14 protein-coding genes and 1 riboswitch are annotated in these 21,302 nt (G+C 40.9%); of the genes, 9 read left to right on the top strand and 5 right to left on the bottom strand.

Annotated elements, in window-relative coordinates:
* Positions 1–117 precede the first annotated feature (117 nt).
* Positions 118–2,391, top strand: a complete 2,274-nt coding sequence (locus tag H8S90_RS00625; RefSeq protein WP_187340738.1) for a cation:proton antiporter — start codon at positions 118–120, stop codon at positions 2,389–2,391.
* Between the two features lie 60 nt (positions 2,392–2,451).
* Positions 2,452–2,673, top strand: coding sequence for a hypothetical protein (locus H8S90_RS00620; RefSeq protein ID WP_187340737.1), 222 nt, complete (start codon positions 2,452–2,454; stop codon positions 2,671–2,673).
* Between the two features lie 285 nt (positions 2,674–2,958).
* Here H8S90_RS00620 and H8S90_RS00615 read toward each other — a convergent pair whose 3' ends face one another.
* Positions 2,959–3,198, bottom strand: a complete 240-nt coding sequence (locus H8S90_RS00615) for a hypothetical protein (protein ID WP_187340736.1) — start codon at positions 3,196–3,198, stop codon at positions 2,959–2,961.
* 308 nt (positions 3,199–3,506) lie between these two features.
* On the opposite strand from H8S90_RS00615, the gene H8S90_RS00610 reads away from it, so the two are divergent.
* Both H8S90_RS00610 and H8S90_RS00605 read left to right on the top strand, forming a co-directional pair.
* On the top strand, positions 3,507–4,907 hold the full coding sequence (locus H8S90_RS00610; RefSeq protein ID WP_187340735.1) for a glycoside hydrolase family 140 protein: 1,401 nt from the start codon (positions 3,507–3,509) through the stop codon (positions 4,905–4,907).
* A 158-nt stretch (positions 4,908–5,065) separates the two neighbouring features.
* On the top strand, positions 5,066–5,851 hold the full coding sequence (locus H8S90_RS00605) for a GNAT family N-acetyltransferase (RefSeq protein ID WP_187340734.1): 786 nt from the start codon (positions 5,066–5,068) through the stop codon (positions 5,849–5,851).
* Between the two features lie 21 nt (positions 5,852–5,872).
* Here the strand turns inward: H8S90_RS00605 and H8S90_RS00600 are convergent, their stop codons facing one another.
* Entirely contained in the window at positions 5,873–7,177 is a 1,305-nt protein-coding gene (locus H8S90_RS00600) for a voltage-gated chloride channel family protein (protein WP_187340732.1), read from the bottom strand.
* A 61-nt stretch (positions 7,178–7,238) separates the two neighbouring features.
* A riboswitch (Fluoride riboswitch) is annotated at positions 7,239–7,303 on the bottom strand.
* Between the two features lie 122 nt (positions 7,304–7,425).
* The gene (locus H8S90_RS00595) at positions 7,426–8,643 is read right to left on the bottom strand and encodes a metallophosphoesterase (protein ID WP_187340730.1); all 1,218 of its coding nucleotides are present in this window, start codon (positions 8,641–8,643) and stop codon (positions 7,426–7,428) included.
* 310 nt (positions 8,644–8,953) lie between these two features.
* Between H8S90_RS00595 and H8S90_RS00590 the strand changes: the two genes are divergently transcribed.
* Positions 8,954–10,636: a GMC oxidoreductase gene (locus H8S90_RS00590; RefSeq protein WP_187340729.1), complete on the top strand. Its 1,683-nt coding sequence runs from the start codon at positions 8,954–8,956 to the stop codon at positions 10,634–10,636.
* 69 nt (positions 10,637–10,705) lie between these two features.
* Here the strand turns inward: H8S90_RS00590 and H8S90_RS00585 are convergent, their stop codons facing one another.
* Positions 10,706–12,328, bottom strand: coding sequence for an acetolactate synthase large subunit (locus H8S90_RS00585; protein WP_187340727.1), 1,623 nt, complete (start codon positions 12,326–12,328; stop codon positions 10,706–10,708).
* Between the two features lie 274 nt (positions 12,329–12,602).
* Here H8S90_RS00585 and H8S90_RS00580 point away from each other — a divergent pair, with 274 nt between their 5' ends.
* Positions 12,603–15,035, top strand: a complete 2,433-nt coding sequence (locus H8S90_RS00580; RefSeq protein ID WP_187340725.1) for an outer membrane beta-barrel protein — start codon at positions 12,603–12,605, stop codon at positions 15,033–15,035.
* A gap of 44 nt (positions 15,036–15,079) precedes the next feature.
* On the opposite strand, the gene H8S90_RS00575 is transcribed toward H8S90_RS00580, so the two are convergent.
* Positions 15,080–17,182: a beta-L-arabinofuranosidase domain-containing protein gene (locus H8S90_RS00575; protein WP_187340723.1), complete on the bottom strand. Its 2,103-nt coding sequence runs from the start codon at positions 17,180–17,182 to the stop codon at positions 15,080–15,082.
* A 287-nt stretch (positions 17,183–17,469) separates the two neighbouring features.
* Between H8S90_RS00575 and H8S90_RS00570 the strand changes: the two genes are divergently transcribed.
* From H8S90_RS00570 to H8S90_RS00560, 3 genes are read left to right on the top strand one after another with little or no spacing between them, the layout of a single operon-like run.
* The gene (locus H8S90_RS00570; RefSeq protein ID WP_187340722.1) at positions 17,470–17,925 is read left to right on the top strand and encodes a (2Fe-2S)-binding protein; all 456 of its coding nucleotides are present in this window, start codon (positions 17,470–17,472) and stop codon (positions 17,923–17,925) included.
* A gap of 34 nt (positions 17,926–17,959) precedes the next feature.
* Positions 17,960–20,089 (top strand): xanthine dehydrogenase family protein molybdopterin-binding subunit, encoded by a 2,130-nt coding sequence (locus H8S90_RS00565; RefSeq protein ID WP_187340720.1) that lies wholly within the window; start codon positions 17,960–17,962, stop codon positions 20,087–20,089.
* Positions 20,086–21,255, top strand: a complete 1,170-nt coding sequence (locus tag H8S90_RS00560; RefSeq protein ID WP_187340718.1) for a cysteine desulfurase family protein — start codon at positions 20,086–20,088, stop codon at positions 21,253–21,255. Before H8S90_RS00565 ends, H8S90_RS00560 begins: the two co-directional genes overlap by 4 nt.
* Positions 21,256–21,302: the final 47 nt, after the last annotated feature.

The raw sequence follows: 21,302 nt of genomic DNA, 5'->3' as shown, positions 1-21,302 counted from the left end.
CTCCGGCTTTATTACAAAATTCCTCCTTTTGGTTACAATAAATATTACTCCCGCGTAAAAATGTAAATTGGGTGTGTTATTTTAGCAACGGCACATTTAGATATGGCATCTGCGGTTATGAGGAAAATCAGAAATGTAATATTTTATATAAGTGTAATAGGAGGACTGTCGGCACTGATCTATTTAACGATCTATAAGGGCGCAGCATTGGAAAATACGCAATTGATGAATACCTCATTTGATGCGAATTCTTCCAGTTGGAGTCATTTTATAGAAGGGCTCATAGATAACGTAAAATACCCGTTGGCTATCCTTTTATTACAGATTATTACCATCATATTAGTAGCAAGGATTTTTGGTTATTTCTGCAAGAAAATTGGGCAACCGTCTGTCATTGGAGAAATTGTAGCTGGGATCTTTTTAGGTCCATCAATCGTGGGCTATTATTTTCCCGAATTTTCGGTTTTTCTTTTTCCGGAGTCTTCTTTAGGTAACCTGGGCGTCATGAGCCAAATCGGATTGATTTTGTTTATGTTCGTTGTTGGCATGGAGCTGGATTTAAAGGTATTGCGTAATCAAGCTCATGAAGCAGTTGTTATCAGTCACGCCAGTATTATTTTTCCCTTTGCTCTGGGCGTACTATTTGCCTATTTCATTTATGAGAGTATGGCTCCGGAGGGAATCAACTTTATTTCATTTGCATTGTTCATCGGAATTTCTATGAGTATCACTGCTTTTCCGGTGCTTGCCCGAATTGTGCAGGAACGAGGACTCACCAGAAGTCGATTGGGGTCTATCGTGATTACATGCGCAGCAGCAGATGATATTACTGCTTGGTGCATTTTAGCAGCGGTTATTGCCATTGTGAAAGCAGGTTCATTCTTAAGTGCGGGTTATACCATATTGTTAGCAGTTGCTTATGTATTTGTGATGCTGCGATTTGTAAGACCTTTTTTGCGGCGTATAGGTGATATTTATACCAATAAAGAAGCTTTGAGTAAACCTATTGTAGGGATTTTCTTTGTTACATTGTTGCTTTCTGCTTGGTGTACGGAAGTTATTGGTATTCATGCGCTTTTCGGTGCATTTATGGCTGGCGTAATCATGCCGGCAAATGTCAAATTCAGAAATGTATTTGTTGATAAGGTGGAAGATGTAGCGTTGGTGTTACTGTTGCCACTGTTTTTTGTGTTTACTGGGTTGAGAACGCAGATAGGCCTGCTTAATGAACCAGGTATGTGGAAGTTGTGTATAGTGGTAATATTGGTGGCTGTAACGGGTAAGTTTCTTGGCAGTGCGCTTGCCGCACGATTTGTAGGACAAAATTGGCACAGCAGCCTTACCATAGGGGCCTTAATGAATACGCGGGGACTGATGGAGCTTGTAGCCCTAAACATTGGTTATGATTTGGGTGTGCTGAGCCCAGAAATGTTTGCTATGCTCGTATTAATGGCTCTCATCACCACTTTTATGACGGGACCTGCACTTGACCTCATCAATAAACTCTTCAACAAAGAAGATGGTTTGATCGTAGAACTCAGTCAAAAGGATAAATATAATATTTTAATTTCCTTTGGAAACCCGTTGACCGGAAAACTTTTAGTTCGTCTTGCGAATGCCTTGATTAGAAAATCCAAAGAGTCGGCGACCATCACCGCGCTACATTTGTCGCCGGGAAACGAGTTAACGCAATTCAACGCTGGTGAATACGAACGGGAAAGTTTCGCTCCAATTAAGGAAGAAGCAAATCATCTTGATCAGCCGGTTATATCTCTTTTTAAACCTTCACAAAACATTGACGAAGAAATTGTTGAAACGGCAAATGAGGGCGACTTCGATTTGCTTTTAATAGGCATAGGTCAGTCGGTTTTTGAGGGTACTTTTTTAGGTAAAATATTGGGTTTTACCACTCGGGTAATTAATCCAGAAAGGTTATATGGCACGATTACGGGTAAAGAAAATCCCTTCGCGATGGGAGTCTTTGACGAGCGGACAAAACAGCTTCTCCGGTCAACCAAAATTCCAACAGGGATTCTGATTGATAAGAAACTCCAAGAGGTCAAACAGGTAATTGTTCCTATCTTCTCTCTGAGTGATAGTTTTCTTTTAATCTACATACAAAAACTTATACACAATGGACAGGTGAAGGTAACGTTATTGGATATCGTAGGAACGATCAAGCAAGACGTGGAGTTTAAGGAATCCATAAGAGCGGTGCAACAGGTAGCTCCTGATCACTTGGTTTGGCTTCATAAAGACAAGATGGATACGGAAATATTGACAACACATGATTTGATGGTCATCAGTTTGAGCAGTTGGAAGAGAGCGTTGGAGACGAGAAGTGTCTGGCTATCTAAAACACCGTCGGTTTTGATCATGAAACCTGCCTGATATAGATAATACATGTGGCTTTAGAATAAATATATTGTATACAGTAAAACTTATAATCTTATGGAAACTTTAAAATTTAAGACGAGTTTAACAACTCCATCAAGCATAGAGCGAATAGGCATACTGTTAAAAGAAGTGAGTGGTTTAAAACGATGGACTGTAGACTTTGATTCTATTTATAATTTACTGATTGTTGAAGGAATTGGATTGTGCGCGTCGGATATTGTGAAAAGTCTTCAGTTTGCCGGAGTTAATGCTGTCAGGCTCTACGAAGAGGGTTAGCACATACTAGGGTTATTGGGAAACGCCTGTTGCATGTACATCATCTGCAACAGGCAGTGTTTTTATAACCATCTGTAAAGAAATACATATGTTTGAGAACCTTATTTATGCTGTAGAAGCGTCGATGAACCACCTACTTCGTAATCATAGAAGAACGCTATTTGTTGAATTTAGTAATTGCCTTGAATAAGATTGCGATCTGTTTCAGAGCACCCATATCGTTACCCACAGTACCAACGGGATTAAGCTACCTTTGTTTTTATCATCTTTATCCTTCGCATGTAATTACATTACGAATTTAAGGCACCGAAGATCGTTTCCATTGATATAGATCAAGATATTTGTTATAGGTTCCAGGTGATTATTTGTTTTCTCACTCCGCTCAGTGTTTCCGGCGTTATCCCCAAAAAAGGAAGCTAGCATATGTTGTGGCACCCCTTGAACGATACTGAGTTGATCCGCTAGAAATCTATGGTAGCGCTCTTTCGCTGTAGCGCTTAACGTGCAGGTGATGCGTTTCTGCATGCATGCTGATTAAGCTACGTTGCATTAATATGCACATATAGCGCTCCATCGTCCCTCGTCAGCTTGACTTTTTTGTTGACATGTTTCAAAGTGATATCTTGAACATAACCGTGAGATGAAAAATCTCGGCAATATCTTAAAAAGAGGTTTAATTACATATTTTTTAAATAAGACAACGTGTGTTGACTAAAATGGGTATTAAAATGTGTTTACTCTTTATGTGAGCTATGTAGACTGTTAAAAATAAATGCTTATTTTAATACGAAATTAAATAATGAAGAAATATTCATCAACAATACTACTTAAAAATGAAACAATTCATCTTAATTACGTTTAGCTTTTTGGCGCATGCCGTGCTTATCGCACAAGATTTAGATAAAAAGAAGATGCGAATTGTGCCAAATGGACACGATCTCCAGTATGAAGATGGTAGCCCCTTTTTTTGGCTTGGAGATACCGGCTGGGAATTGTTTCATCGCCTTAACTTAGCAGAAATAAGAGAATACCTTGATAATCGTTCGGCGAAAGGGTTCACTGTTATTCAAGCTGTCGCCTTGGCCGAATTTGATGGACTACATGTGCCGAATAGATATGGAGAAACTCCTTTCAAAAATGATGATCCAACAAAGCCGAACGACCGATATTTTGCGATAATCGATAGCACGATAGAAATGGCGGGAGACCGGAATATGTTTGTAGGATTACTGCCTACATGGGGAGATAAGGTAACGCCTGATTGGGGTGTCGGACCGGTAGTTTTTGACACGGTAAACGCATATCACTATGGGGCATGGCTAGGAGAGCGTTATAAAATTTATAAGAACATTATCTGGATATTGGGGGGTGATAGGCCTGCAATTGCCGATAAGGGTGACTGGCGTTCACTATGGAGAGCGATGGCAAGGGGTATTAGTGAAGCTACTAAAGACAGCTGCTTGATAACCTATCATCCATCTGGAGGGAATATTTCTACTTCTCAGTGGTTTCATGAGGAAAAATGGCTGGGTTTAAACATGTTCCAATCAGGCCATGGAAGTGGGCGAGATGTAGCTAATTGGGAAACCGTAAAGTATGACAGAGAAAAGCATCCTTCAAAACCTACCCTAGATGCCGAGCCAAATTATGAAGATCATCCCGTAAACCCTTGGCCGAAATGGAATCCCGATAATGGGTACTTCCGCGACTATGATGTTAGAAAACAGTGTTACCGTTCTGTATTTGCCGGCGCTTGTGGTGTCACTTATGGGCATCACGCCATTTGGCAATTTATGGGAGATCGGGAGGAGGTTATTAATTTTGCCGATCGGGGTTGGAGGAATGCAATGGATCGTCCAGGTGCTTTCCAAGTAGGTTATTTACGAAATTTAATGGAATCGCGACCGATGCAAAAGCGAGTGCCCGACTCCACCATTGTTGCGGGCGATAAAGGAGAAAATGCTACACATATAGAGGCTTTTCGGGGAGATGAAAATGGTTATGCAATGATCTATCTACCAATTGGCCGAACGGTAGAAGTCAATACTTCTTTCACGAAGGCTAAACAGATTACAACCTGGTGGTATAATCCGAAAAATGGAGAGATAGCGAAAATTGGAACTGCGAACCGGTTGAATAGGATGGCTTTTACCTCACCAACCGAAGGGGAAGGAAATGATTGGGTATTGGTTATTGATGATGCCGAAAAAAAGTATGCCCCCCCAGGGAAGTGAATAAACACGAATGTTGTTCGACATACCTTTTGTCTTTTGTCTGTAAAGACAGGTTTGTTTAAGTTTGAATAGGATTATATTTGTCGATGGCACTAGTTAAAACACCTCATTGAGAAGTTGAGATAAACTGTACACATATAAAAAACTGCTAATATTCAGTGGAAATTCAGATCTTACATAACAAAAAACCTATATTAAATTTTTTAAAGAAAAATACAGCCATTCAAATATATTGTATTGGTGATTTGGATGAATTTTTCTGGTCAAAAACCATTTGGTATGGCCTAGTGAAGAATAACGATATCCTATCTATCGCTTTGCTGTACACCGGTATGCAAATACCAACACTTTTAACGTTTTACGAAAATAACGCAGATTATGCTGTTGAATTATTGAAACGGATTAAATCGAATCTTCCGGGCAAATTTTTGGCACATCTCAGCCCTGATTTAATCGATGTGTTTGGCAGGAAGCATGTAATTGAATATTATGGATTCCATTATAAAATGTTATTAAAGAAAGAAGCGCTAACAATAGTGGATGAAAATATCAGGCGATTAACAGTAAATGAGCTGTCGTTAATTCGGAATTTTTATGCAATAGCTTATCCAGATAATTGGTTTGATGAGCGAATGATGGAAACGGAAAAGTATTTTGGATATTTTCTCGACAATAAATTAGTGGGGCTTGCAGGTGTTCATGTATATTCAGCTGAATTTAAGGTAGCTGCCCTGGGTAATATCGCAACGCATCCAGATCACCGAGGGCAGCAAATAGGAACGAAGCTAGTATCAAAACTTTGTGCAGAATTAAATAGAAGTGTTAATTTTATCGGATTAAATGTGAAATCAGATAACCACGCAGCAATCAAGTGTTATAAAAAAATGGGTTTTGAAGTGGTTGGCGAATATGAAGAGTGTTACATTAGGAATAGTTGCACTTAGCATTCCTCTCCTACATTTGTTTTAATCAATTTCTCGATGATAGGGCTTCCCTTTCGGTATGGCTGTTTTTTGCGCACTATAAATACCACAATGCCCACTAAAAAAATAAGCGGTATAACAGGCAATGGCAAAGTAAATCAGATACTCCCCCCCAAAAAGTTCGACGCCCATGATGGTGCATGCCAACGGTGTATTCGTAGCACCTGCGAAAACGGCAATAAAGCCCAATGCAGCGAAAAGGCTAACAGGTGCATTCAGTAATATAGACAAGACATTACCGAAAGTAGCGCCGATATAAAATAGCGGGGTAACTTCTCCACCTTTAAAGCCTGTACTAAGCGTAAAGGCGGTGTAAATAGTTTTCCAAAGCCAGCTCCAGGTATCTGCTCCACCCGCCGTAAAAGCCGATGGAATTGTGGTTGCTCCAGGATATATTGTATCCACCCCTAAACCAAGGTAATCTGGTTTCCCTAAAATAACCGTTAGTAGTATAATCACTATACCTCCAATAATAGGAATAAGCCAAGTGTGTGAAATAAAGTTTAGAAAAAATTTTCTCAAGCGATGGATTAATTGTGCAAACAATAGGCTTGCTAAACCAAAAGCAATGGAAGCGACCACTACCTTTACCATAAGTAATATGTTTAAGGAAAAGTAAGTTTCGAATAAATTGGGTATGTCGAGTGTATCTATTCGGTAAGTGGTATGGTGTATCTGCCATGCAGATACTGTCAGATCACCAACTAAACTCGCTACCAGACAGGGAAAAACTGCGTAATACTGTATCCTACCAATGGCGAGCACCTCTAGTGCAAAGATGGCACCAGTTAAAGGTGTCCCGAAAACGGCTCCAAAACCGGCGGCTATCCCCGCAGTCAATAATATAGAGGTTTCTTGAGCGTTTAACTTAAACCATTTACTGAACATTTGAGCGAGACTCCCTCCGATCTGCACGGCGGTGCCCTCGCGGCCCGCTGATCCACCGAAAAGATGGGTGAGCACCGTGCTTGCCAATACGATTGGTGCCATTCTCTTAGGTATGCCTTCTCCAGGTGTATGAACCTCTTCGAGAATGAGGTTGTTTCCTTTTTCGGAAGTTTTACCACAAAACTTGTAGATAAAATGAATAAGTAGTCCAATTAATGGCAAAAAATAAAGAAGCCAGGGATACTGAAAACGAAAATGGGTGGCTGCGTTTAATAACCATAAAAAGAAGGCAACTACAGAACCTATACTGACTGATACAGGTAAAAGAATGACCGTCCAACGGACAAGGCTTTTAAAAATGCGAATTTGTTCAAAAGATTGATGAAACTTGTGTGCCATGATAATAAAGCTAATAAAGTGTCTACAAATGCAATAAGCACATTTGCTGCTTATATACATTGATTCAGTAGACGCCATCAGCTTTTTAGGGCGGTTCAGTCGGAAGGCATCATTTCCGTGAGGTAAACTTAGGCAAAAAGCGTGACATTCACGAACGCCGATGAAAATAAATTTAATCAGTAATTGCTTTTTAGAAGTGTTCGTTATTTTATCCAAGCACAATATTCAGTCTGAAATTTTATACCTATTTATCCTTTTCGTAAAGTAATAACAGAAATTTCTGGCCAGATCCCGACTCTACCGGAGAAACCGATAAAACCGAAACCCCGGTTAACATTGATGTATTTAAATCCTATCTTATAGACGCCTGCCCATTGTTTGTAAATGTATTTTACTGGACTCCACCTCAAACCGGGAATCTCAATGCCGAATTGCATACCATGGGTATGTCCGGCCAATGTGAGATGGATAGGTTTGGGATGTTGTAATGCCTGAGCTTCCCAATGTGTAGGGTCATGCGACAGCAGCACAGAAAAGGTGTTCTCTTCGACGGTTTGCATCGATTTGTGCAGATCACCATATTGAGCAAAACTCTTGCCCCAGTTCTGAATACCGACAAGGTTAAAAAACTGACCGTTTTTTTCAATTTTCACATGCTCATCCATTAACAGACGGAAACCCATCTCGCGTTGCATGGTTTTTAAACGATTAAGATTAGCTTGCTTAGCGTCTGATGATGGCCATGCGATGTAATCACCATAATCATGGTTGCCCAAAACAGAATAAACGCCTAAAGGAGCACTCAATCGGGCAAGAGTGCTCTGCCATTCATCTAGTTCTTCGGCTTCATTATTAACAAGGTCGCCGGTTAACACCATTAAATCGCTTTTTTGTGCGTTTGCCAGCTCTATACCCCGTTTTACTGCGGTATGATCAGTAAAACTACCACAATGGATGTCCGAAAGCTGGGTAATAGTAAAGCCATCAAAAGTCTGGGGTAAATCCTTAAAGTATAGTGTGCTACGATGTACTTTATAATTGTATTTTCCTTTGGCCATACCATATATGATTGCTCCAAAAGGAATGGTACTGATGCCCAGTATAAGTTGACCTATAAACCTGCGGCGTTCTGGATAGGTTTTTTCTGAGCTATAATGAACAATATAACTTCCTAGCCTGGTCAAATCCTCTAACAACAGAAAAGGTAAAGCAAATAACTTTGGGATAATAGAGATAAATACAAAACCTACGAAGAGGAACCCGTAACGTGTCGGAATAATCTTTGAGTCAATGAAACTTAGGTATAGGATGAACAGTATGAGCAATAGGTCAAACATCCAGTATGCCCAATAAATGGTTTGTTTAGCAGGTAGTTGCCAATGACCTACAACGCTTTTTAAGGCTTGAAAAAAATATAGATCTACGATGATCCATATGGGAATGATAAAAAGAATTCTACTCAGCATGTTTCAAACAAAACACCATTAAGACGTGCAAGATAAAAATTTGTTATACCAACGTGAAAAAATATATAGATATTATAGCATAAATGAAATTACCATTACATATTCTTTTTACTTACCGAGAGTTGTATATAAACGAAAGTTTATCTAAGTTTGAAAATACCGATACATATCGGCAACTAACTGTTCATAAACATATCGCAATCTGAAAAAGAATGAAGCTGATGGATTTATTAGCGTTATGTTAATTTATGCAAACGTTGGTATTGGGAGAACTACTAAAATATAACAGATAAACTAATTAACAAAAACCATGGTAGCTGATAATGCATATGACGCAATTGTTATTGGATCGGGTATAAGTGGGGGCTGGGCTGCAAAAGAACTGACCGAAAAGGGACTGAAAACATTGCTATTGGATAGGGGACGGAATGTGGAGCATATTAAGGATTACGATTTCGCAGCTAGAAATATTTGGGAATACCCTTACAGGAATAATCGTAGTCAGCAGATGTTGCACGATCATCCTATTCAAGCCCGTTATTGGCCAATGACAGAAGGTAACGTTAATTTCTTGGTGAACGAAGTGGATAATCCTTATGTAGAGATAAAACGTTTTGATTGGGTAAGGGGATATCAGGTGGGAGGTAAGTCATTAATATGGGGTAGACAAAGTTATCGCTTGAGTGACCTGGATTTTGAAGCTAATCTGAAAGAGGGAATCGCTGTGGATTGGCCCATTCGGTATAGAGACCTTGCGCCATGGTACACCTATGTGGAACGTTTTGCCGGTATAAGCGGCAGTAAAGAAGGTATGGATATATTGCCAGATGGTGATTTTTTGCCTCCGATGGAACTAAATGTGGTGGAAAAAGATGTTGCAGCCCGTTTAAAAAAACATTACAATGGCGAACGACGGATGATTATTGGGCGTGTGGCAAATATTACCAAGCCATTACACGGCCGTGTAAATTGCCAGTATCAAAATCAATGTTCCAATGGATGTAATTTCGGCAGTTATTTCAGCACGCAATCTTCTACATTACCTGCTGCGGTGAAAACCGGTAATTTAACTGTTAGACCATGGTCTATTGTAGTCAATATCATTTATGATAAGGATTCTGGGAAAGCTACAGGGGTAACCATTTTGGATGCTGAAAATAATCAAACATATGAATATTTTGCTAAGGTCGTTTTTTTGAATGCATCTGCACTCAACTCGGCCTGGGTATTGATGAATTCGGCAACAGACATCTGGGAAGGAGGTCTTGGGAGCAGTTCCGGAGAGCTGGGGCATAATGTGATGGACCATACCTTAGGCAACGGTGCAAGAGGAGTCGTGGAGGGATATCATGATAAGTATATTTTTGGACGACGGGCAAACGGTGTATATATTCCAAGATTTCAGAATTTGAATGCCGATAAAAGAGATTATATACGAGGATTTGGATACCAGGGTGGTGCCTCAAGAGAAAGTTGGCAGCGAGATGTTGCTGAACTGGGAATAGGTACACTACTCAAGGAGGAGTTATGTGAACCTGGGGTTTGGTCTATCGGGCTCACCGGCTTTGGTGAGATTCTACCCTATCATGAGAATCGCGTTTATATCGACCAACAAGTGAAAGATAAATGGGGGCTGCCGGTATTGGCCATGGATGCCGAAATTAAGGAGAACGAAAGGATGATGATTGACGACATTATTAGGGAGGGAAAGGAAATGTTAGAAGCTGCAGGTGTGCAACAGGTAAGCGGTTACCGCAGTACCTTTGCTATGGGGCAGGGAATACATGAAATGGGAACCGCACGTATGGGCCGTGACCCGAAAACATCCGTTCTCAATGCGAGCAATCAACTATGGGATGCACCTAATGTGTTCGTAACAGATGGTGCGGCTATGACATCATCCGGTTGCGTAAACCCCTCATTAACCTATATGGCCATGACCGCCAGAGCTGTCAATTATGCAGTTGAGGAGTTGAAAAAAGGGAATTTATAAAATCAATATGGGTACAAGTGCCCATTTCATGAGTGTTTTAAAGGTTATCTGCTTTTAAATTACCCAGCATTAAACATCCTCGGCCAACCTTTGATTGAATGAATAATCGATTGCCAAATCTATAAGGTGAATTCCGGGTTTGTGAAGTGATTGTTGTAGCGTTTTTTGAAAAGCGGTTACGGTATTGGGTCGGTATCCCTGAGCGCCGTAGCTTTCTGCATATTTAACAAAATCTGGGTTATCGTATGATAACCCAAAATCATCCAGACCCATAGATTCCTGCTTCCATCGTACCATCCCATAGGCATCATCGCGTACGACAATGACTGTTAAATCTAAACCAAGGCGTTTGGCCGTTTCCAACTCTTGGGAATTCATTAAGAATCCCCCATCGCCATTAACGGAAATTACTCTTTGTTTTGGATAAATCAGTTTGGCCGCTATCGCTGATGGTAAACCGGCTCCCATGGAAGCTAGAGAGTTGTCAAGTAGGAGTGTGTTGGGTTCATATGTTTTATAGAGGCGGGCAAACCAGAGCTTGTACATCCCGTTATCTAGTGTGACGATATCATCTGGAGCAAGTTCTTCTCGAATGATACTGCAAAGACGCTGTGGTAAGATGGGAAAACGATCATCTCTATTATACCGGTTTAATGTTTGTGAAATGTGCCTTTGCTCTTCCAAATATGAGCGTGATTCTTTGTCGCTTACCGTGTTCTCTAATTTACTGTTTATTTGGTTGATAGCCGCTGCGATATCGCCTATCACACTTAAATGTGGATAATACACTTCGTCGATAACTGCTGGTTGATAGCTGATGTGTATAACCCGCTGTGCGTCTTCTTTCATGAGGAAGGGTGGTTTTTCAGCCACGTCATGGCCAATATTGATAATGAGATCTGCTTGTTTTACAGCATCATGAATAAAATCGTCTTTTGACAAAGCAGCGGTTCCTAAATAATAGCTGGATTGTTCATTAATCACCCCCTTACCTAATTGCGTGTTAAAAAAGTAGAAGCTATTATGTTCAATGAAGTCACTTAATAGGTCATAAAGATCTTTGCGGTTAGCTGATGCTCCAATTAAAACCAGCGGTTTTTTTGCGGAACGGATCATCGTAATTGCTTCTTTGATTACGCTCTCGGATGCTTGAGGGAAATGGTCAGGAATTACTTGAAAAGGCTCTGTATCCACTTTTTTACGTGCTACATCTTCCGGTAGTTCAATATGTACCGCTCCCGGACGCTCTCGTACAGCAATTCTAAATGCTTCGCGTACAATAGCAGGTACCTGAGAACCAAAAGAGATTCGCTTAGAAAACTTGGTAACCGGAATCATCATCCCCACTACATCTACGATTTGGAAGCTGATCTGTTCGTTTTCTTGAATAGGCTTTTGCCCGGTAATCATCAACATAGGTTTACCTCCCAGTTGTGCATAAGCGGCCGCAGTTATCAGGTTGGTTGCACCAGGGCCTAGCGTGGCCAGCACTACTCCTGGTTTACCGGTTAATTGTCCGTAAGTGGCAGCCATAAAGCCGGCAGATTGCTCGTGTCTTGTGACTATAAACCGAATATTGGAGTCTCTAAGTGCCTCTAAAAAATCAATGTTCTCTTCTCCCGGCAGCCCGAAAATAACTTCCACTCCCTCGTTTTCTAATGCTTTTATAAATAAATCTGCTGTCTTGGTCATCTGCCTATTGAGATTAATTGTGTTTCATGTTAAAATACTTATTGTTTAACGATTTAAATTGAATTTGGTTCTGAAGAATGCAGATGTATTGCTAACAAACCTTTCCTCAGACCTTAGCTATCTCAGGTTAGTCTATTCTAGAAATTAGGTTTCGACGGTAAAGCTTTGTCAATTTAGTTCTTAAAGCGTTATTAATAATCCGTTTGGCGTTGCTCATATTTCTTTTCCTTCACATATCTTTGCATTATTTAAAATCATTCTTAATAACTAATTGATGTTTATTTATAAAATAGCGATTATAACAACAATTTTTATTTGCAGTGGAAGTACTGTTTTCGCGCAGATAAAAGGCAAAGTAGTGGACGTTGAGGCAGGAGCTTTAGCATTTGCAAATGTGTTACTGATTGAGGCAAATGAGGGAAAAAAACATATAAAAGGCGTGATAACGGATTCCACCGGAGCTTTTTCCATGGAAGTATCGCCCGGGAACTATATGCTTAGCGTTAGTAGTTTAGGTTATCATGCGTATCAAAGCGAAGTAATCCACTTAAGTGCTGATCAGGTTACGTACGACTATGGTGAAATTATATTAACGGAAAGCAATACCGCTTTGGAGGCGGTTACTATCACAGCGAAAAAACCTTTAATTGAGCAAAGGGCAGATAGAATAATAATGAACGTAGAAAACAGTATCCTCGCGGAAGGAAATACAGCTTTGGAAGTTTTAGAGCGAGCACCGGGCGTAATGGTCGATAACGACGGTAACCTTACGTTACGAGGAAAGCAAGGTGTGATGGTCATGATCAACGGAAAACAAACGTATCTCTCGCAGAAAGAGCTAACGAACCTGTTGCGGGGTACTTCCTCGGCATCTATTGCTTCAGTAGAGGTGATAACAAATCCCTCTGCCAAATACGATGCCGCCGGTAATTCCGGGATTGTCAATATCCGAATGAAAAAAAATATACAAGCAGGTGTCAATGGAAATACTTACTTGAATTATGGAAGAGGGCGGGACGACCGTTACGGTGTCGGGCTTAACTTAAATTACAGTAACGGCATAACAAATTTCTTTGTAAGTTACGATTATGCCTTTCGTGGAGAGAAAGAAACGTTTAACTTCAATCGTAACTTCTATGATGGGATGGTAACAGGAACACCCTCTCGAGTTTCTAATCAGCAATCCACAACAGATGAGCCACTGGTGACCAACAACTTCAAAGCTGGTGTTGATGTTAATCTTTCAGATAATACTGTAGTAGGTGCGGTACTGAACGGCAACGTCGGATCATATAGTCGCTACAGCACAGCACGTAATATCATTACCAAACCGGGAGGAGAGCTTTTATCGAATGCGCTCACCAATATTGACAATGAAGAGAAGTGGAATAGTTTGGGGGGAAATATTAACTTCCTTCATAAATGGGATAATAATAGCGAACTGTCGGCAGATGTTGATTATTCTCGATCTTCTTTTGATGCCGATCAATTGTTGCAGACCAATTTTGAACCCTTAAATAACGAGCTGATCAATTTATCGATGCGTAGAGGTGATATTCCAGCAGTAACGAACGTATTTGTTTGGAAAGTTGATTATAGTCGAACACTAAATGAACGAATTTCGATAGAAGGTGGTTGGAAGAGCAGCTTAGTGAACGCAGATAACAACGCAAACTATGATACTCTCCGGAACGGTAATTGGGAGATCGACCAACAAACGACTAATCGCTTTATCTATAAGGAGCAGATCCATGCAGGCTATCTGAACTATAAACATAATTTGGGTAATCTGGAGTTTCAAGTGGGTTTGCGAGGGGAATATACTGGTACCACTGGTCACCAGTTAAGTACGGATTCTTTAGTGAAAAGAAACTATTTCCAGTTATTTCCCAGTCTGTTTATAAGAAAACCACTAGGAGAACGCCATAAGTTGCAGGCATCTTATAGTAGAAGGATAGATCGCCCAGATTATTTCTCCTTGAACCCTTTCCGTTTTTTCCAAGATCCTTTTCTCTTTTTTGAAGGAAACCCATTTCTGCAACCAGAGCTTACCCACTCAGCCGAATTAAGTTACACCTTGAAAGACAAATACATCACTTCACTTTTTTTTAGTCGCACGAAGGATGTAATGACCAGCGTGGTTACACAAATAGATGAAATAAATACCAGTATCCTGCGTCCACAGAATCTGCAGTCGCTAACCTTTTACGGAATGAGCTTTACAATGAATCAGGACTTAACTTCTTGGTGGTCTACCAATAATTTCATTAATCTTTTCAAGAATGCATACGCTGGAATACAGGATGGAGGAACTATCGACAATAGTGTGTGGACATACACGGCAAATTCGCAAAATACCTTTGCGATTAAAAATGGACTTACAGCAGAGTTAGGTGCCCAATATTTTTCAAAATCGGTGTATGGTCTATTCGAGCGGGATGCATACTACGTGGTTTCGGGTGGACTGCAACAACAGCTGTTTAATAAGAAAGCAAGTCTTAAGTTAGTAGTGAACGACCTGTTCCGAACGCGTACATTTATCCGAAACATCAACTATCGGCATATCGATATGCATGAAAATATCAATTTGGATAGTCGTATCGGTATGCTCACATTTTCTTATCGATTCGGTACGCAACAGGTAAAAAGTCACTCAAGGAAACGTGGTGATGATGATATTCAACGACGAGTAAAAGGATCAGGATAAATTGTTATCTTATCCTGATCAAAAACGTCACCGTGTTTAATTTATTAGTTGACCAATGGAAATTGTGTTATCCGTAGGGTGGTGCAACCATAAGGCACTAGCGTAATGCTTTCGGATGCCTGATCACCTATGCGTTGTGGCAGGCTGTGTGGCAGCGGGCCGGGCATATGGTTGTATAATTGCCAACTTGGAATCTTTTTGCCTTTTGTATGGATACTGATGGGTGCATTTTCTAAGTTCCAAGGGTATTTAAATGAAATATGATTGCTTTTAATTACCTCAAAATATTGCTCGGGCCTGTTAATTGCATCCATTAACAAGCCGTAATTCCAGGCAGAGGTAGGGTATACCTCATAATAATTGCCGTAGCGATCACTTCCTTGCACTTTACGCCAATCTTCACCTATTTTGAGAGCATATACCAGCGGTCCGCGTTCTACCGCTACGGATGATTCAGCCCATCTACTGGTCGAAATTTGCATAGGTAACGCTAACTGTACCTCGTCCCTATCATTCCACTCACGATTGATTTTTACGGTTGTGCCTGCATGTACCGGTTCACTCCATTCTTTGCCATTTACTAAAAGTTTTGCACCTTCCGCCCAGTGCGGAATTCGTAGATGAAATGGGAAGTTAACTTTTTGTTTGGTCTGGATAGTGAAGCTTACTGTTTCTTCAAAAGGATAATTGGTTTTTTCAGTGATTGTGACGTCTACGCCCCGGGCAACTTTGGCAGTTACCTGACTTGGGCCATAAACGAGAGCCGCTAACCCGCCATCTGCTGTGCTATACCATAGGTTCTGTACAAATTTAGGCCATCCTTGATGCATGTTGGAAGTACAACAGGGATATCCTGTTAATAAGCCGTAACACAAATCCGTCCCATCGTGCGGATCATCTTCAAAGAAATTGCGCTTCGCGCGTGTAATCTTGACTTGATTAGCACTCTGCAGATATTGTCGATAATTGAAATCGTCAGTAGCCTGTGTCGGTAGTGCATTATAGGCTATTTTTTCCAGATGATCAGCAAAACCGACATCACCTGTGATAGGAAGCATGCTTTCTAAAGAAAACATGAGCTCTACGATCGAACAGAACTCTATACCTTGGGTAGGATTGTTACCATGCAAAGGCTCATCTCCACCGTACATGCCCTGTGCTTGGCCATGGAAAATTTCGATATCCTTAAAAGCTCTCTTAACCGCTTTTAGATACAATGAATCTGGATTTTGCTGATAATAGATAATTGGGGCTTTAATCCCTTGCGCTAAATTTACACAATGAAAGCTCTGTAATTGTCCTACGTGTAGCTTATTAATTAAATCCTCTTTGAAAGGATAACGATTGCCGATATTGTATGGATACAAATGGGCCGTACCATTTTGCATGCTGTTATAGTCGTTCAGAAATACCTTGGTGAAAGGAAAAGTCTGCTGGTATATAAGCTCGCCCAAATCCAGCAAAAAATGCTCACCGGTGATGTTATAGAGCCAATATACCACCATGAGATTATCTGCGCCCCGCTGATTTCCCCAGAAAGTCCAATGATCAAGTGGTTGCTCTGGGAGATGCTTAAGCTGGTATTGAAAATATTTGATAAGTGCGGTGATGACACGATCATCTGCCGTTGCTTGGTGATATTGTTGTAATATTTTGAGCATGACCATTTTCGGCCACCAATCCTCTTGCATATCTTTTTGTAAACCATCTTCAGGTTTGGTTTCCATCGGTAAGGGCCCCATATAACCGTCGTCTCGCTGATTATTTAATGTCCAATCAATCCAAGGTTTAACCTTGTTGATCAATTCTTGATCTTTTAAGATATAAGCCAATGGCAGTAAACCATCAATCCAGTATGGTCCCCGTTCCCAAGCGTCGCCATCGCCTCCCAGCCAAGCATTCCGTTCGCCCACCACTTGTGGGTATCTTTTGTCGAGATCGCCAGTTAACCCTGTTTTCATTCGTAAAAGTTGTTCTTTTAGCCAGCCCTTTGCCTCGATTGCCCCTAGTGGGAGTGGCGTGTAAGTATTAAGTTTCAATGGCGCGCGATTATTTACATAAAGATTTGATGGTGACTCTTGTGCAAATAATACATTAGAAGCACAAAAAATGGCCAGTGATACTGCAAACAGTTTTTTAAACTTCATTATAATTTGATTAACATTTGGTTTATCAGTAAAAGGCGTAAAAGTATTAAAATATGGCATAGGATATACACTTCAAACGTTAACGACTTGTTAATAAAACAAAGTGTATCGTGTATGAACCTTTCAACAGGTATGTAACTTTGTTATTTGTTAGTTGATAAATTTTGGTAAAACCGCACGAAAAACAGTATTTTTGATAAAGTACTGTAGATATTTTGGCTTAATTTAGCTATTAATACAGGTGTTTTATTTCTTTTTGCTACATATCACTAACTAAACTAAAAATTATGGCAGCATACAGCATCACCGTTAACAAAAAAAAATATGAAGTCGACGTAGATCCACAAATGCCTCTGCTTTGGGTAATACGTGATGTGATAGGGCTCACGGGCACCAAATTCGGCTGTGGTATTACGCAATGTGGAGCATGTACCGTGCATCTGGGTGATGTAGCGGTCCGATCGTGCGTGTTCCCTATTGAGAGTGTGGGGAATGAAAAAATTACCACAATAGAAGGTTTGTCTGAGAAAGGTGACCACCCGGTACAGCTCGCTTGGAAGGAAGTAGATGTAGCACAATGTGGTTATTGTCAAACAGGACAAATTATGGCGGCGGCGGCTTTGCTAAAAGAGCATCCAATACCCTCTGATGATGATATTAGGACAACGATGACAAACATCTGCCGATGCGGGACGTACAACCGCATAAAAAAGGCGATTAAGTTAGCATCAGAAAAATCTTAAACTCAGCGGGCGATTGTCGATTAAAAACAAGATCATGACATTAACAAAAAAATTAAATAGACGGGACTTTCTTCGGGTTACCGCACTTACTGGGGGTGGGTTGGTATTGGGTTTCAATTTTTTTAGCTCCTGCTCGCCTAAAGACGGCGATAATCAGCAGTTTGACTTAAACGCATTTGTGAAAATTGATACTAACGGTCGAGTAACGCTGATGAACCCAAACCCTGAAATCGGACAAGGGGTAAAGACATCGTTACCCATGCTGGTTGCTGAAGAACTGGACGTTGATTGGAAAGATATTCAGGTCGAGCAGGCGGGTTTGGATACCGATAGGTATAGTCGCCAGATAGCCGGTGGTAGTGGATCGGTGCGGGAAAGCTGGGATTCTTTCCGTCAGGTAGGGGCTACGGCAAGACAGATGTTGATTAATGCAGCTGCTGTAGTCTGGGGGATATCCGCCGATGAGTGTATTACCGAAAAAGGCGTGGTAGTAAACAGTAACAGTGGTAAAAAACTTGGATATGGAGAATTAGTTGAACAGGCGGCTGTAATGGATGTGCCGCAAGACGTTGTTGTCAAACAAAAGAAAGATTTTAGAATAATAGGTAAACGAATAGGTAATATAGATAACCAAGCAATCGTAACAGGAAAGCAAAAGTATGGTGTGGATACTAGAACTGAAGGAATGCGCTACGCGACGATTATAAGACCAGAGGCTTTCGGGCAGCGTCTGGAGTCTTTTGATGATACAGCGGCCAAAGCTATGCCTGGTATTGAACAAATTCTTCGTTTTGATGATAAAATAGCCATACTGGGACAATCGACGTGGCACGTCTGGCAGGCTGCAGAAAAGATAAACCCCGTATGGAATGACGCCGGAGCGATGGAAAGCACGACGGATTATCAAAAAAAAATTAAGGATATATTGGATAAAAATCCTGAGGGAGAAGCGCACAGAAAAGACGGTAATGTACAGCGAGCTATTGCAACAGGAGCAAAAGTGATCAGCTCAAATTATGAAGCTCCTTTTCTTGCCCATAATACCATGGAACCAATGAACTTCTTTGCACATGTTACAGCAGATGCGGCGGAACTTCATGGACCCATACAAACACCCGAGCGCACAAGAACTCGATTGGCTGAAATTTTGGAAATCCCCGAAGAGAAAATTTCTATTATGCTGACGCGCATGGGGGGTGGTTTTGGGAGGAGACTCATGTCTGATTTTGTCGAAGAAGCAGCGCTGGTTTCAAAACTCGCGGGCGGAATTCCGGTCAATGTAATATGGTCCAGAGAACAGGATATGGGGGGTGGTTTCTATCGGCCAATGTATAGCTATCGTTATAAAGCAGCGATAGATGAAAATAATAAACTGGTAGGGTGGCACCATCGTTCAGTAGGTGTTAATAGTGGTGCTGCCAGTCAGGATAGTTTTCCGGCGGGGGCTATCCCAAATTTTCAGGTAGATTCGCATGAATATAAATCAGCGGTTACCACGGCTCCATGGCGTGCACCTACACATAATTTTGTTGCATTTACCGAACAGTCATTTATAGACGAAATTGCACACAGCATAGGTAAAGATCCTGTAGTATTACGTTTGGAGATGCTAGAGGACGTGAAAAAAAATCCATCTGGGAAGATCAGTTACGACCCCGATAGGTTTGCAGGGGTTATTAAAAAGGCGGCAGAAGTAGCCGGTTGGGGGAAAACTAAAGAAACAAACGTGTTTCAGGGGTTTGCTGCCCATTTTTCTTTTGAAACATACGTCGCAGAAGTGGCGGAAGTACTCAAGCAACCCGATGGAAAACTTAAGATAAAAAAGGTGTATTGTGTGGCTGATTGTGGAACCATTGTTAACTTAAGTGGTGCAGAAACACAATTAGAAGGGGGAATAATAGATGGTATTGGGCATGCCATGTATGCCGAACTAACCCTTACGAGAGGTAAACCCGATCAAACGAATTTTAATAACTACCGTATGATACGCCTGGGGGAAGTGCCTGATGTAGAGGTACATTTTATAGATAATGAGGAAAAACCGACTGGATTGGGAGAACCTGGTTTACCGCCCGCTGGTCCGGCGGTGGCCAATGCTGTTTTTGCGGCATCGGGTGTTCGACTAAAAACACAACCTTTTGTTAAAAGTGGGCTTTTTGCATGAGCGTAACACCTATATATTTGGATTATAATGCAACAACCCCTTGCGATCAGCGGGTAGTAGACGTCATGTTGCCATATTTTACCAGTCAGTTCGGAAACGCATCGAGTGGAGACCATAGCTTCGGCTGGATGGCAAAGGAGGCTGTAGAACAAGCAAGAGAACAAATTGCAAATTTAATACACGTCTCACCCAAACAGCTAATTTTTACTTCAGGTGCCACAGAAGCTGTTAATTTGGCATTAAAAGGTATAGCAGAAGCCTGTATATCAAAAGGAAATCATTTGATTACATCAAAAGTAGAACATCAAGCGGTACTTGACACCTGTGCTTATTTGGAAACGAAAGGTTTTATTGTTACCTATCTGGATGTAGATGCTAATGGAAGGATCGCCTTAAATCAGCTGAAAGAGGCTATTAATACAAAAACAATCTGTATTGCATTAATGTATGCCAATAATGAAACTGGTATAATAAATCCCGTTAAGCAGATCGGAGCGTTGGCCAGAAGACACGGTGTGTATTTTATGTGTGATGCTACACAAGCTGTAGGTAAGATACCCGTTGATGTAGAGCAAGATTTTATTGACTTAATGGCTTTTTCGGCACATAAAATGTATGGACCTAAGGGTGTAGGAGCATTATTTGTTCGCAACGTTAATCCAAAAGTCGAAATATTGCAACAGCAACACGGGGGCGGGCATGAGAAAGGCTACCGTAGCGGTACCCTAAATACCGCTGGCATTGTAGGGTTCGGTAAAGCTGCTGCTATTTGTCAGGAGGAGATGCAAGAAGATAGTAGGCGCTTATTAAAACTGCGGGAAGAGATGGAAGTAATATTATTGCAAGAAATTCAAGAGGCCTTTATAAATGGGAAAGGCGAAAAACTGCCACAAACTTGCAATATTTCATTTCCCGGAATAGACAGCGAGCAATTGTTGCTGACAATATCAAAAGACGTGGCACTCAGTAGAGGTAGCGCTTGTTCAGGAATTGTTCAGCGTCCTTCGCATGTATTGCAGGCAATGGGATTAAAGCCGACAGCAGCACATAATGCCATCCGTATAAGTTTAGGAAGGCAGACAAGCGAGCAAGAAATTAAGTTGGCAACAGCAACCTTAATAGCGGCGGTGAGGCAGTTTACGGTAAAATCGGAACAAGTTTTTTAAAGGTGTAACGGATTAGCTCGTTTAGACCGAAGAAAATGAATGAAGAT

This window comes from Olivibacter sp. SDN3, from assembly GCF_014334135.1.
In the GTDB taxonomy this organism is placed as follows: Bacteria; Bacteroidota; Bacteroidia; order Sphingobacteriales; family Sphingobacteriaceae; genus Olivibacter.
The sequence above is the reverse complement of the archived record's forward strand: the minus strand, read 5'-3'. Positions and strand labels throughout refer to the sequence as shown.